Source organism: Paenibacillus sp. FSL H7-0756, from assembly GCF_038006765.1.
Taxonomy (GTDB): domain Bacteria; phylum Bacillota; class Bacilli; order Paenibacillales; family Paenibacillaceae; genus Paenibacillus_AQ.
The window spans coordinates 340,570-355,770 of record NZ_JBBOVT010000003.1 but is presented as its reverse complement, the minus strand read 5'-3'; the positions used below and the strand labels follow the sequence as shown (position 1 = coordinate 355,770).

Sequence of the window (15,201 nt, the reverse complement as noted above, 5' to 3'; positions counted from 1 at the left end):
CTTCTTCTACCAACTGGTTGCTGAGTGATCCAAATGAAGCCCCATCATATGGTATAAGGTCCGCTCCAGATAATCATGCAGAAAGAAACGCGAGCTTACAAAATGAGCGGCCATATCGGGAGACTGATACTGTTCCAATGCTGCTGTCATGCGCGGGCGGACCGCCTCTCGCCCACGGCGGTTATGCTGATAAGTGTTCAGCAGAGACTGCCATTCCGCCTCATCCCCGGGATACATCTCCCAGCGGTAGACGTATTTATGGATAGCCCGCGAACGATCTGTAGCCTCTTCAAAATCATGCATCACCGCAATCAGTCCGGCTGCATCTTTGCCCAGCCGGACTTCATTAACCAGCTTCCAGATCAGATTATAATAATCCTCCAGCCTGTACCTTCCCTGAAGCTCATGCGCCTTCCCGGCAGGAATGCCGTGGAACCGCTCCAGGAAGCGGTCAATGTAAGTCTCCGTATCCGCCTGCCGGTTCCAGGCCAGCTCAGCATGAAGCAGCATGGGATACCAGGTCGTTTCAAAGATTCCGTAAGGGACTCCCAGACTGAACGGGCCGGTCCAGTTCGTAGCCACCACGCAATCAAGGTGGAGACGACCGGCTGCTTCAGCCCACTGCCGCAGATTATCCGTCCGGTTATCCAGCACGGGATAATTCTGATGCTCTGCCGAGTCGAAGCTGCGGACCGCCGGTGCCCCCATCACTTCAATGCCGAGAGCCCGGAATTTGTCCGCAAGCTCTGAGACCTCCGCTTCAATATTGCGGCCGTTATAAATCCAGATCATCGCTACACCGCGCGGGTCCAGCTTCGCCAGTTCCTGAGGCGGGCATTTATCCAGCATGTCATGCCAGAATACCGGCGTTCTGCCCCGGCTTGAAGTGAATTCAATCAGCCGGTTCAGAAAGGCGATGAAGGCCCGCTCCCGGATTCCGCCGAAGGCTTCCCGGCATTGCGCACACTCACACAAGCTATACACTTCATCACAGCCTAGATGAATATAAGGGGAGTCTGGATGAGCCTCCATCATCTCCTCCAGCAAATCCGTAATGAGCTGATAGGATTCCGGACGGGACGGGCAGATTTCTCCAGTGGAAGACTCAGTCTCCCGGAGATGCCGCCAACGGTCGTGCCGAAGCACATATTCCAGATGCCCGAAGCTCTGCTGAAGCGGAATAATCTCGATAAAATGCTCCTTCGCAGCGCCCAGCAGCGCCTCCAGCTGCTCCGGATTCAGCGCATGCTGCGGGTGCGTCAGCTCCGGATACTTCCGGAACGGAAACTTGTCTTCGTATTCGATCAGGACCGCATTGATCTTGTAGGTGGAGAAATCAGCCAAATAACGGACCAGCAGCTCCGGCTTCGAGAAGGTCTGGCGGAGGTCATAGTTCATCGCACGCAAACGGGTATCCGGCCAGTCCATAATGGTGACTGCGAATATCTCTCCCTGCGGATTCCGCAACTGCAGCAAGGTCTGGAGCCCATAATACAGCCCGGCGGCATCCGTAGCCCGGATGCGAACGCGATGCTCAGACACCTCCAGCAGGTAACTCTCCTTCCGGCCTTCCAGCAGCGAAAGCTCCGCTTCCGGCACTCCAACTAGCCCGGCTCCCGCTACGCCGTTCTCACCGCTGCCCCCTCCTAACGCTCCTTTCTGCAGACGCTCACCAGCAGACGTTCCCGCCGCGCTGTGCAGCAGCAGAGAATAGCCGCTGCCTTCTGTGGAGCTGGCCAGCTTCGCCGCGGGAAAAGCACGGCGGCAATGCCGCTCCAGCCTTGGCTCCTCCTGCTCCATCATCAGACTCAGCCATACTCCGTCATTGATCTGAAAAGCGCTTCCGTCCCCAAGCTTCAACTGTTGTGGTTCTGGCAGTAAATTATACACGGCTCTCCTCCTTATCTTGCAGCTTTATTCCCCGCTCAGCTGCACGTTCTGCATACGTTCGTAAGCTTCCTTATATACGCCTACCAGCTTATCCACGCCCAGATTGTTCATTTCCTCCACATACTTATCCCATTCGGCCAGATTTCGGGAGCCGGTGACGAATTTGGCGAAGCTCTCATCCCGGTGCTTGTTGATCGCTTCCCCGGTAAGCGAGATCACTTCATTCTCCTGCTCGGTGAAGGCCGGGCGGGGCTGCATGGCGGACGGGTCATACTTGGCCGCTTCTTCATAAGCATGCTTCAGGTTATCGGAGAACAGCGACAGATGGGCATCGAAGTCGATCCAGGTATACGTGCCGCTGGTTTGCAGCCCGGTCTGCTTGCGCATTTCGGTCACATCGCTGTATTCCGGCTTGAACTTGATCGTACCGCCTTCTTTGGTATAGGTCTCCCCCTCCTTGCCCCAGCTGGCAAGTGTACGCCCTTCCTCTGTATAGAAGAAATCCATATAGGCCATGATGTCTTCAATCTGCTTCGAGGTCGAAGCCACTGTCAGACCGCTCTCCAGATAGTGAAAATAAGGATTGAGCTGCTTGCCGCCCGCCAGACCTGCGGGTGGAGCCAGGAACTGCATGTTGTATTCAGGGTTGTCTTTCTGCATCGCATTGTTGAAGAAATCAATCCGGCTGATATAATCGACGGTGACAAAAGACTTGCTGGTAGATACCATATCCTGCCACTGCTTTGTCTGCAGCGAGAGGAAATCCGGAGGAATCAGCCCTTCATCATAGAAGCTTTTCCACATGCCGAGCATTTCCTTATACGCGGGCTCTGTTGGCCCGTAATGCCACTCACTGTTATCAAAATCAAAATATGCGCCCTCACTGGTTCCGAAGTTTATCGTCATGCTGGCATTCAGCTCATCGGGGTTCTGCCCGTAACGGATGGAGAGCGGAAAGCTATCCGGATATTTCGCCTTCAACACCTGAAGAGCTTCATGAAGCTCCTCATAGGTCGTTGGCGCCTTCAAGCCTTCCTTGTCAAAAACATCCTTCCGGTACATCCAGACTAAGCGGTTCGTCTCTCCGAAGCCCTGGTTCGGGAACATATACATCTTCCCGTCTGCAGACAACGCCGCCTTAGCTTCATCAGGATACTGCTGGATCCACTTGCTCAGGTTCGGCATCTTGTCCATATACTCCTTGATATCCACCAGAGCACCTTGCTGGCCGAATTTGTTAGATTCCTTACGGTTCGGCATATATAGGATGTCCGGCAGGTTTTTGGAGGCAATCGCCAGATTGAGGCTTTCTTCAAGCTCCCCGGAAGGTGTCTGCACCTTCAGGGTGACACCGGTCTTCTCCTTCAGCCACCTCCAGACCGGCCAGGACTCCGAATAAGGAAATGTAGCATTGTTGTCCAGCAGCGCCGTGAAGGTCTTGACCGGCAATGCAGACGGACTTCCGGAACCTTCACTGCCCTCCTGCACAGCAGCTTCCGGCGCGGCTGCATTCTTATTGTTGCCGCTGCAGCCGGACAGAAGCAGCGATGCCATTACGGTAAGCAGACTTGCAGTCATCCATTTTCTCATATAAGCCACTCCCATTCCTATGAATTGTACTGTTCGTTGTCAGCCTTTGACGGCTCCAATCATTGCGCCTTGGACGAAATACTTCTGGATAAACGGATACACGGCCAGAATCGGAAGTGTTGATACCATAATCGTCGCATATTTCAGCGATTCTTCAACAATCTGATTATCCCCCCCAATACCGGTTACATCTCCTGAGCTGGAGGTGCCGGCAAGGACCATATTGCGCAGCAGTACCTGCAGCGGGAACAGCTCCGAGGAGCGCAGATACAAGAGCGGGCCGAGGAAATTATTCCACATACTCACCGCATAGAAGAGCGCAATCGTCGCAAATGAAGCTTTGGACAAGGGCACGATGATACGGGCAAAGATACCGATGTCATTCAATCCGTCCATACGCCCCGACTCCTCCAGCTCCTTCGGAATGCCCGCGAAGAACGTGCGCATCAGAATCAGATTCCAGGTGCTCACCGCACCCGGCAGCACCATCCCCCATACGGTATCGACCAGATTCAAAGAGCGGACCACGAGGAAGGTGGGAATCATCCCGCCGCTGAAGAACATGGTGACCACAATCAGCATGGTCAAGCTTTTGCGCAGCGCCATATCGCTCCGCGACAAGGCGTAAGCTCCCGTGGAGGTGATGAGCAGGGAGATCAGTGTACCCGTAAAGGTGTAGACGATCGTGTTCTTGTAAGCCACCCAGATCTTGGAGTCCTCCAGTACCACTTTATACATGTCAAGGTTAAAGCCCTTGGGCCAGATAGACACTTTATTCTGGATGACATTAGAATCACTGCTAAGCGACACCGCCAGCATGTGTACAAACGGATACAGCGTAACGGCCACAACCATCAGCAGCGCAATCCCATTGATTATACTGAACAGGTTAATCCGGAATTTCATAATAAGCACCTCTTTTCTACCATAGACTGGTTTCACTTATTCGGCGGCTAATCCAGTTGGCACTATAGATGAAGGCCAGACTGATCATCCCCATGAATAGGTCTATGGAAGCCCCGTAGCTGAAATTACCTTGCTGCATACCGACTCTGTATACATAAGTGCTGATAATATCCGCAGTTTCGTAAATCGCCGGATTCTGCATCAAGAAGACCTTCTCGAAGCCTATCTCCAGCACCTGCCCGATATTCAGAATGAGTGTAATGACAATCGCGGGAGAGATACCCGGCAGCGTAATATGCCAGATTCGCCGCAGTCTGCCTGCTCCGTCCATTTCTGCGGCTTCGTACAGCTGGGGATCAATGGCGGTTAGCGCAGCCAGATAGATGATGGTCTCCCAGCCGATATGCTGCCAGATTTCGGAGAGTACATAAATGATACGGAAGAAACCCGGTTCGTTCATGAAGTTAACAGGTCCGATGCCAAGGCCCCCGAGCAGATTATTGATCAGCCCTCCCGTTGGCGAGAGAAACATAATCACCATACTGGCAACAATGACATTGGAGATGAAATGCGGAAGATAGCTTACCGTCTGCACGAGGCGTTTGAAGGATGCCTTCCTTACCTCATTCAGCAGAATCGCGAGCAGGATCGGGGCAGGAAAGCCGAATACCAGCCGGTATAATCCAAGTAGAAAGGTATTCTTCATCAGCAGCAGGAAATCCGGGTTCTCCAGAAACATCCGGTAGTATTTGAAGCCCACCCAGTCACTGGCCCAGATCCCCTTGAACAGATTGTAATCCTTAAACGTGATCACCAACCCGAACATAGGCAGATACTTGAAAATCAAATAATACAGCAGACAGGGAAGAAACAGCAGCCATAATAATTTGTTCCTTCTCCAGGTCTTCATCACCCGTTCTCTCAGGTGCGGCCGCTCCCGGTTTCTCCCGGCGGTTCTCTCCGGCAGTGCATTTGCTTGCCCCATACGCATTCCCCCTAAATACTGTAGTGATGTTAGCTTATTTCCCCTTTCAAGCCGGGAGTTATGGTTGAATTATAGGAATAAAATCAGTGATAGCGCTATCAGCATGTTATATTACATATCGCCCGATTAGCGATTTTCTAAGAATCGGCGTATAAAAAGAAGAAAGTGCATATTGTCCGTGTGAGCTTTCGGGAGCTATGATGGTATAAAAAGAATGTCCATAGCAAGGGGGACCATCATGCGCAGAAGAACAGACTTTAAATTTGCTTTCAACGCCTTGTTCGTGAAGCTAATGCTGAGCTTTCTCAGCGTTATCCTGCTGCTGGCTTCTTTCAATCTTTTCTCTCATCTATATCTGAGCAAGAAGGTCTATCAGGAGATGGTCCGCCAGAATGAGCTGAGTCTCAAGCAAACCGCCCTGAGCTACGAGAACCATTTCCGGCTGACACAGAACATCATTCTAACCCTTAACCGATCGCATACATGGACGGCCAACCTGGGCCTCTTGAGCCAGGTCCGCGAGAACAGGCGTTATGATGTGGTCCGTGAGGTCAAATCGGATCTGGCGACCGTCTACTCCAACCCGTTCCTGCATATTGAGAACTTCATTCTCTATTTCAAAGAAGCGGATTATGTTTTTGAAAAGGACGGCACAAGCAGTATGAACGATATGTTCTCCAAATATTATGCCAGCAAGGAGTATCCGCCGGGGTATTGGAGCCGGCAGACGATGGGCAATCAGTACATGAGGGTACTGCCTGCAGCTAATTTTAGAGAGAGTACGATGAATTCCTCGCGTCCGCTTGGATCGCTGCTGCCGCTGGTCACCCAGGTTCTGCCCAATAAGGAGGTCTATGGCATTGTCATGCTGAATGCACGCGAATTGCAAACGGCTTACGGGGATGGGAGCGCAAGTCCGTTCTATATTCTGGATGCAGACGGTGTAATGCTGTTCTCCACCTCGGCAGACCGGCCGATATTAGGCGATATCTCCGGGAGCATCAGCTACCATGAGCAGGTCGGAGACCAATATTATTTCTATCAAAAAGGCGAACAGACCGGATTCACTTATGTCCAGGTTACACCAGCCGCTGCAGTGACTTCCGGAATACGCCAGATGCAGCTGCTGCTGGCCGCCCTGCTGACTGCCGCCGTGCTCACCAGTATTCTGTTTTCGCTGTTCTTCAGTTACCGTCTTAACCGGCCGCTGCAGCGGCTGATTGCAGCACTGGAGCGCAAGTCGGGTACAGGCGCGGATAAGCTAAGCAGCGTGAAGGAATTCGCTATCATCGGGGACCGCATGAGCCGTATTCTGGAGACCAACCAATTCATTCAGACCGATCTGGAGCATAAAAATTCGCTGGTGCGCCAGTACGCCTACTCCCATAAAATTAAGAACATCCCCCTGAATCCCAATCTGCTGGATCTGGAGGATGCCCAAGCGGAAGACCGGCCGTATGCAGCCGTGCTGTTCAAGCTCAGCTTCAAGCAGCCGTCCCAGAGCCCGGAGAAGGATACCCTGATGCTGTGGCAGCTGATCCAGCACCTGTTCCTGGGCAGCGAAGGGGATATAGTGGCTGTGCAGCCGGAGCAGAACCAGCTGCTGCTGTTGCTGTTCCAATGCGGACCGCAGAGCGCTATTCTTCAGACACTCCAGACTCTGAAGGAGCTGCTGGAGGTGGAGCCCGCCTTTTATTTGACCATCGCGGTAAGTCCTGTCTACTCCGGAGAGACTCCGATTACCGGTGCTTACGGGATTCTCTCCTCACTGCTTAAAGAACGCAGGCTGAACGAAGAAACCCAGATTATCGTGGAGCCGCGTGCTTCATCGGCCCGTTCCTTTCATGTCAAAGTAACCCATGGGGAGGAGCTGTCGGGCCTTCTGCTGTCAGGCAATGAGGAAGCGGTGCTGGGATGGCTGGCCAGGCAGCTGGAGCAGTTGAACCAGAAAGACGCTGCGGCCGAAGATTTCCGGGCCTTTGCCGCGGGAGCGGTGGAGCAGGCGGGCAAGACGGTAATGAAACTGGGGTTGGAGGAGGCTGTACTGATTCAGCCAGCCCTTAAGGAGAACTTCGAAAGCTTCTATTCCACCGGGCAGTATAAGGAATGGCTTCACGCAATGGTCCGGCCGATCCTTGCCGCCATGCGGGAGAAATCCGAGACCAGAGACCCCGTGCTTGCCTATATGCTGGACTATCTGGATAAGCACTACGGAGAGAATATCAATCTGAATCTTGTTGCAGACAAGCTGAATCTGAGTCCGGGCTATCTGTCCACCTTCTTCAAGGAGAAGCAAGGAATCAATTTCAGCGACTATCTGAACAACCTGCGGATCAGCCATGCCAAGGAGCTGCTGATGAACGTCGACCTGCGCATTCAGGAGATCGCACTCCAGGTCGGCTACCTGAATGTCAATTCCTTCATCCGTATGTTCAAACGCGCCTCCGGCCTTACGCCCGGCGAATACCGCAAAAGCCACGCCAGCGGAGGAATGCCCGCTGTGGAAGACGAGCCTTGAGGCGGTCCGCTTCCTCCGCCTCGATGGTTCATACACACGCAAGTGGAAACGGCTTTGCCGTCCTTTTAAGGACGGTACCGTTTCAGCGAGAAATAGAAGGATAAGTTATCGTGTGAAACATATAAATTCTTATATTTCAAAGAAAAGGCTGCTGATCTAAGCTCAGCAGCCTTCCGTTCCAGTCCGGATTCTCTGTAGTTCCTATTTAATCAACTGCCTAACTCACAGTCAGAACCGGTTTATTGGCTGTGTTTTCTTTGCTGTTGAAGCTTATCGTTGCACCGTTATTGTTCTCAACCTGCAGCTTGAAGGTCATTTTCTTATCGCCGCCGAGCTGGCTGTTCACAAACCCCGTTGCATCGATAGTGTACCAGCCGGCTGTAGATACCTGAATGGTTCCAACCAGCACTGCACCTGTACTGCCCGGCTGATTGTTCCAGGTGATGCCTCCTGTTCCCGACTCTATCCATTCATCACTGCCGGTAAGTCCGTATACCTTCACAGGCGTTGACGCAGATACGGCATTACAGTATATCTTCAAGAGAGCAGAAGCAACGGGTGATCCAGTACGACCGGTAAGATCGAATCTTACAAACCCTTTCCGGTTATAGCCCTCATCCGCATCTCCCTTTACATCGACTGTTGCTGCTGTTCCATAGTTGGTTGCCGCATAGGTGCCGTCTCTTACATAGGCATCTCCATTTGTAATATAGTCGGTTGGTGCACCTGAGGATGCGCCTCCTCCCATGAAGGCGGCCATCGCCATACCCGCTGCATTGCCTGATATCGTAACCTCATTGGTAGCATAATCTCTGCGGTTATCATGCCAGATCATCCGGTTGTCATTGAACTGCACGATACCCGGATCTTCCTGCCCGGTAAGCAGCGGGTCCTGCTGGTCTACAGCGTACTGGCTGCTGGTCTCAAACCCCTCGCTCCAGGCTCCGCGGAGCTGATAATTCGGGTTATTCACACGGTTCAATGTGGTTACACGGTGGCGGGGATTTTTAAACCAGGTGGTACCCGCACCATTTAACTTACTCACGCCCCACGGATTCCTTCCCAGCATGAAATCAATCTGCTGCTGGGCCAGAACCGCATATGTGGTATTTCCGGTTAATTCCTGATACATCATGGCTTCTACCGCATTATTGCTCATGGCTTCATACGTACCCCATTTGGGTTCACTGCTGGTATTCCAGAATTGCCCGTCAGCATAATTCTTTTTCAGGTTCAGATGATTATTCATCCGGCCTGCGGCAGTATTCTTATAAGCCGGATCAAGGGAGGCGACCTCATAGTTTGCCCAGTGATAGGCTCTGGACCAGTTGAGGCTCGTGTTACTTTTGTTGTACCATTCTCCCGCACTGTCACAGAACGATTTCGCTTCTGTTAAATAGGCGGCGGTACCTGTGGCCCGGTAGAGTTCGGCAGCCGCCCAGGCCATATCGTCTTTATAGTCCGTATCCACGTAGAATCCGTCCGCATCCCCAGCAATTCCTGTCCTTGTCTTCCCCCAGGTGTAGATCTGCTTGGCTGCAGTCAAATAGCCGGCAGCTAATGCAGCATTATAGACCGGTCCGGCAGAATCTCCCCATATCTTAGCTCCTAGTGCTAAGGCAGCTGCAGCTTTTCCGGCCAGGTTTGCGCCTGTACCGGCAGGGCATGGATGCACCGGACGCGCCGCGCCATAGATCGTATTGTCATTTTGCGGCCAGGTTTTGCTGCGGGAATCCAGATCATCATTCTCGACATCATGGTCCAGGCCGTCGGCTACTTCCATATACAGAATCTGGTTGGTGTTGTCCCACAGCTTGAGAATGAAATCAAGACCTACCTTCGCTTCCGTCAAAGCTCCGGCCGCGCCTCCGGGAGCAGGAAAAACTTCCGGATGGTGGATATAAGTCGTTAGCATCACATCCGTAACATGTCCGATGGTGCTCAGAAATTTGATATAATCCGAGGCATCATGCCAGCCCCCGGTAAAGTCCTTGGTGCCGGAAGCACCATCCGGCTTTCCGTCAATGGATGAGTTCGTTCCCGTCATATGGCATACGCTATGATCCTGCGGACTGGTATTTCCACACCGCTGCACTTTGAAGAACTGCATGGACAGGTCGGCCAGACTGCTGTAAACCGAATTGCTTATAGCGAAGACCGGGGACTTATAGGCGTTGATTTTTATATAATATCCGCTTCCGGCAGTAGTTAGTGCACTGAAATCTATAGCATAGGAATAAGCACAATTTGCACCACCCGCGTCACCCCAGCTCCCTTTACTGGCTGTGGTAATGGTTCCGTTCAATACCGAGGTGTTGTTTGAATTGAACACATCATATCTAACTCCGCTCAAGCCCGTGCTTGATAATACGATGGCTATTTTACCCGCAGCCGGACTGTATCCAACCTGGTTAACCCTTATAAATATGCCGCTTACACTAGCTTGAACCGAATCTGGTGAATTCATATCTTTGTACACGCCCTTTCATTGTTCACGTGCAAGGTGCTGTAATTTATATGAAGCCGCCCGCCTCACCCAATCACCTCCATGAAGTCATCTAAATGTCAGGCTGTAAACCGCTGCGCCTTGGAGCGGTGTACCTGCATTATAACCAGTCCTATCATGGGAATTAAATCCTCATCTGTTATTTATATCGTCTTTTTTACGGATAGCGAAGAAAATGAATACATACATGGCAAAGTGTATAGGGTCAGTGTCCGATGCAATAAGAAAAGAAACCTTTCCGCCGACATGGAAAGGTTTCTTTGTACGTCACTCCGCCGCCCAAGGCTGGGCAACGGATAGGACCGTCTCCCCGCTGGCCGCCGCCTGCTCCATGAGCAGGGCCAGGTATTGGTCCTGGCAGCCCTCTGCCAGACTGTAGAATGAAGGGCCGCCCTCTACATGCCGCTGCATTCTATCCAGGCACTCGGCGATAGCAATCTCCTCATCCGTGAGCCGGGCAGGAATAAATGGATTGCGGTACAGCCACTCCCCCTCCCCCATGATTCCGCGGAGATACAAGCCTTCCAGATTGCCGCCATGACCGGCATCTATCCGCCGCAGCTTGGTGTAGACCGGAGTATCATAGCTCTGTAGCCAGGATACCTCGTCATTCATGATTTCACCGCGCTCTCCCCGGACGAGCAGCCTGCTGGCCCGGATCCAGGAGAAATACTGGTCACGGGTGAAATCATAGACTCCAAGCTTGTCCCCGAAATCTAGGGTAGCCAGTGTCTGCCCGGTCTGTATCAGTTCCTCCGCAAGAGGAGGCCCGCTGCGCTGCGGCCCCTTCATAATAACTGAACCGAAGCTCCGGGCCCGGATAGCCGCCTGCTCGAAGCGGACATCCAGCAGCTTGCGGATCAGGCTGATCCCGTGATAGCCATGGGCCACCGATACCTGCGCCTGACTGATCCTCCCGAGGTGTCCCGAGCTGGCCAGCCTGATTCTGGCTGCGTGCATCGGCTGGAACATATACTGCTCTGCAATCTGGATGACAGCTGAACGGTCCACCGCATTCCATAGCTGAATAAGCTGTTCCAGATCCGGCGCAGGAGGCGTCTCGGCCAGGATGGGAACCCCCTCGGCAGCCAGTCTAATCATGCTTTCTTTGCTGACTTCGCGGTTCAGGCAGATTACCGCGAAGGAATAACCGCCCGCTGCAAGAAATAGTTCCTGCGAGGTGTACACTTCAACTCCCCATATTCTCTTCAATTCTTCGGCTTTATCCTTATTGCGGACGTACATGGCCGCAATAGCAAAGCGCTCAGGAAGGGCCTTGGCGATCCGCAGATAGAATTCTGCCCGCCAGCCTCCGCCCACCAGTCCAAATCTGATGATTCCCATGACCCCACTCCCCTTCTGTAATTACTCACTATGGTCTATTTCTGGTATTTCCCTGCCCCGCCAGTACTAAGTTTCGTGGGTAGAATAGCCCGATTCCCCTTCCCGGACCTACTTTCCAAATTTTGATTGAAATAGGACGGACGTAGGATTATAATCAGATCAAATAGCCACTTTTTACCTAATATTTTAAATAAAATACATAATTGACAGGAGGCAGCCCTATGGATTGGCTTCATGCTTATGAGGATGAGCTCCGTGTGGTCTTTGAGGAGAACCGCAGGGTGATCTCTGCGTTTCCAGAGCCGCTTAACGCCCGCGGCCTGTCATATCTCAATCAGTTCAACGTGTTCAACCCGGACAGCCACAAGAATTATATATGTTACCTGCTCCCCTTCTGGCTCCAAGACCCTTGTGGCCTGAATCCTGAACTGGCCCGCAGGATGTCCGCAGGTAATGTCTTCCTCATGCTCTACTTCTTCCTCCAGGATGACCTGATGGACAGTCCGGAGGCCTCGGCGATGCAAGCTCTACCCCTTGCCAATTTGCTCTATGTGGAGTTTCTTGCGACCTACCTTCCGCTGTTCCCGGCGGACTCCCCCTTCTGGCCCTGCTTCAGCCGTTACATCAGCGAGTGGGCAGACAGCGTGAGCGGTGAAGCCGGCAGCGATTACTTCCTGAATGACCGCATCCGTATTTCCCATAAGGCCAGCCCGCTTAAGCTCAGCAGTACGGCCGCACTGCTGCTCTCAGGCCAGTCCTCTTCTATTCCCGAAGCCGAAGAAATGATCCACACAGTACTGTTGACCCTGCAGATGCTTGACGACTACGAAGATTGGGAGCAGGATCTGGAGGACAGCAGCTATAACTGCCTGTTGTCACTGGTACGCTCCAGTACCGGGATGGCCGCAGGAGAACCACTGACTGAAGCAGCAGTGAAGGACTTCATCTATGTAACAGGAGGAATGACTGGATATGCAGCAACGGCCCAAACCAACCATCTGATGCTAGAGAAGGCAAGTTTACAGCTGCCCTTGCTGGTATCCTTCCATCTCGTACTCGTGCAGAACCTGCAGCAGATCGCCGCGGCCATTGAAGCACAGAAGCAATTGCTGCTGGGCGGAGGGCTTGATTACTGGCTATCTTCGCGCTCGAATCTCTCATAATTTATGTAAATAGCAATAGAATTATAGAAAGGGCTATGCTATACTAAAAAGGCAATTATAACCATTTCGAAAGGGTGATTCTATTGTCAGTAGGAGTTCTTAAGAATCAGGTGATTCAGAAGGCGTGGGAAGATCCGGCTTTCAAACAAAGACTGCTTGCAGATCCGAAGGCAGCGCTCCAGGAAGCGCTGGGCATCAACCTTCCTGACAACATTACACTGAAGACCGTAGAGGAAGGCTCGAATGAATTCTACCTGGTCATTCCCCCAAGCCCTTCTTCCGATGTAATGAAGACACGTATCACCCCAATGGGAACCTGGTAGCATACTCAAGTCATACTATTAACGGGAGTTGGAATCGTCCGGCCCTTCTGCACGCGGCAGAATGGTGATGGACTCGGTTCCGGCTCCTTTTTTGCTCATAAAACGGATTTCGCCTTCCATCGCTTCAATAATACGGAAGGTAACCATCAGCCCGAGCCCCGTGCCCTTCGTCTTGTTGGAGGAGAAGTAAGGCTCGCCCAGACGGCTAAGCACAGCCGGTTCCATGCCTGCCCCGTTATCCTTGATATGAATATGCACCTTATCCCCCCGGCTGTAAGCCAGCAGATGAATCGTGCCTTCCTCCCCCAGGGATTCAATGCTGTTCTTGATGATATTAATCATCGCCTGCTTGAACTTCGAGGAGTTCCCTTTGACCCGCAGACCGTCTTCCACCTCCAAAATCATTTTGCCTCCGTTCAAATGGCATAACGGCAACAGGATGCTCTGGATATGCATGAACTCTTCATTCACATAGAGCAGGGAGATCTGTTCGAATTCCGGCTTGGCAAAGGTCAGAAAATCAGTAATAATACTCGCCGCCCGGTCCAGCTCACTGAGCGCCATGGACAGGTATTTCAGCTCGTCCCCGCTCGACTTCTCGCTGAGCAGCTGGAGGAAGCCCCGGGTCACCTGGAGCGGGTTACGCACTTCATGAGCTACCGATGCTGCCAGCTCGCTGATAATCTCCATTTTCTCCGAACGCTGCAGTTCGTTGTTGAACAGCTCCAGCTCCTGCGAATACTTCACCACTTGGCTGTGGTTCTGCGCCAGCCGCCGCCCCAGAATCACAATCAGCGAGAGAATGAACACAACCAGCGCCCACTTCCAGTAGAAGAGATCATAGTTCCCGCGTCTGAGATAATACCACAGCAGCTCCAAGACCCCGGTAAGCGCAGCCGTACCGAAGCCGCATGCGAAGATGATCGCATCCTTGTTGCGCTTCAGAGAGAACACAACTACACAGCCGATCAGCAGGATGAACTGAAGAATCATAATAATGCCGACAATGTTGGTGGAGATGAAGTAGTAGAATTTCAGATACCGGCCCCCGGAAAGTGCATTTATAATAAGGAGGACACAGCAGAATAAGGAATAGGCCATCTGGAATTTGCGGAACCTGCGGATGATGCCGTATTTGCCCGCGCCGAATATTTTCTCGAACAGGAAGGTCAATGCGGGTAACAGGGACAACAGCGCTACATCGAACAAAAATACACTGAGCCCGCCTAAATAGCTGTAGAAGGTATAAGTGAAGGGAGAATAGGTGACAGACAGCACACCGGTAGAGGCAATGACAATGGACAGCGAAGCCGCCACAGGGAAATACTCCTTGTTCAGGAAAAATGCGCACACAAACAGCACCGCCGCCACAAAGATAAACGCGCCGCCCAGAATCACATCTATAAGTCCGTTTTTGATATAATCCTTGATTAGAATACTGTGTTCACCGAGCATCACCTGCTCTTTGATTCCGATCCGGTCCTGGAGTGTCTGCGTCCAGATATAGAGCGTCTTTCCGTTATCCCGCATGTCCAGGGGCACAAGCACGGAATAATTATCCATAATAAAGCCGCGGTCCCCTTCAAAAACCAGCCGGTCCTCCACATACACCTTCACATGCAGCGCATAGATTGTCTGGATATAGACGGAGGGGGACACATAATGATAGGAGGGCAAAGTAATCTTAGTCCAGGCGGAGGATACCCCGGAAGGCTTGCGCGGCATCTCGGCCTTCGCCTCCACATCGATCCACCCCTGGTCTTCCGTTACCGGAGCCTGGAGTCCGCCATCATCCGGCCCCTCCTGCCACTTCATCTGCCAATGTCTGATCTCACTGGCGGGGGAGGCACTTTGCGCGGATACCAGAAGTCCTCCGCAGGTTAGGCAAAGCAGAAACAATACGAACGCTGTATGTAAACTTTTGACCATCAAAGACATGCAAGCACCTCAGAGGAAAGTTTTAGAAGCAAAGTTCT

10 protein-coding genes are annotated in these 15,201 nt (G+C 52.3%); 3 read left to right on the top strand and 7 right to left on the bottom strand.

Annotated features, from left to right (window positions below; genetic code table 11):
- Positions 1–6 precede the first annotated feature (6 nt).
- From NST04_RS27405 to NST04_RS27390, 4 genes are read right to left on the bottom strand one after another with little or no spacing between them, the layout of a single operon-like run.
- A complete protein-coding gene (locus NST04_RS27405) occupies positions 7–1,890 on the bottom strand; it encodes a glycoside hydrolase family 20 zincin-like fold domain-containing protein (RefSeq protein ID WP_341187089.1) in 1,884 nt (627 codons plus the stop codon).
- A gap of 24 nt (positions 1,891–1,914) precedes the next feature.
- Positions 1,915–3,480, bottom strand: a complete 1,566-nt coding sequence (locus NST04_RS27400) for an extracellular solute-binding protein (RefSeq protein ID WP_341187088.1) — start codon at positions 3,478–3,480, stop codon at positions 1,915–1,917.
- A 39-nt stretch (positions 3,481–3,519) separates the two neighbouring features.
- A complete protein-coding gene (locus NST04_RS27395; RefSeq protein WP_341187087.1) occupies positions 3,520–4,386 on the bottom strand; it encodes a carbohydrate ABC transporter permease in 867 nt (288 codons plus the stop codon).
- 16 nt (positions 4,387–4,402) lie between these two features.
- A complete protein-coding gene (locus NST04_RS27390; RefSeq protein WP_341188066.1) occupies positions 4,403–5,296 on the bottom strand; it encodes an ABC transporter permease in 894 nt (297 codons plus the stop codon).
- 313 nt (positions 5,297–5,609) lie between these two features.
- On the opposite strand from NST04_RS27390, the gene NST04_RS27385 reads away from it, so the two are divergent.
- Positions 5,610–7,889, top strand: coding sequence for a helix-turn-helix domain-containing protein (locus NST04_RS27385; RefSeq protein ID WP_341187086.1), 2,280 nt, complete (start codon positions 5,610–5,612; stop codon positions 7,887–7,889).
- 217 nt (positions 7,890–8,106) lie between these two features.
- Here NST04_RS27385 and NST04_RS27380 read toward each other — a convergent pair whose 3' ends face one another.
- Positions 8,107–10,356 (bottom strand): glycoside hydrolase family 9 protein, encoded by a 2,250-nt coding sequence (locus NST04_RS27380; RefSeq protein ID WP_341187085.1) that lies wholly within the window; start codon positions 10,354–10,356, stop codon positions 8,107–8,109.
- Between the two features lie 306 nt (positions 10,357–10,662).
- Entirely contained in the window at positions 10,663–11,739 is a 1,077-nt protein-coding gene (locus NST04_RS27375; RefSeq protein ID WP_341187084.1) for a Gfo/Idh/MocA family protein, read from the bottom strand.
- Positions 11,740–11,960: 221 nt separating this feature from the next.
- On the opposite strand from NST04_RS27375, the gene NST04_RS27370 reads away from it, so the two are divergent.
- Together NST04_RS27370 and NST04_RS27365 are read left to right on the top strand one after the other, a co-directional pair.
- Entirely contained in the window at positions 11,961–12,902 is a 942-nt protein-coding gene (locus NST04_RS27370) for a hypothetical protein (protein WP_341187083.1), read from the top strand.
- A gap of 74 nt (positions 12,903–12,976) precedes the next feature.
- Positions 12,977–13,225, top strand: coding sequence for an NHLP leader peptide family RiPP precursor (locus tag NST04_RS27365; protein ID WP_445321806.1), 249 nt, complete (start codon positions 12,977–12,979; stop codon positions 13,223–13,225).
- An 18-nt stretch (positions 13,226–13,243) separates the two neighbouring features.
- On the opposite strand, the gene NST04_RS27360 is transcribed toward NST04_RS27365, so the two are convergent.
- Positions 13,244–15,154 (bottom strand): ATP-binding protein, encoded by a 1,911-nt coding sequence (locus NST04_RS27360; RefSeq protein WP_341187082.1) that lies wholly within the window; start codon positions 15,152–15,154, stop codon positions 13,244–13,246.
- Positions 15,155–15,201: the final 47 nt, after the last annotated feature.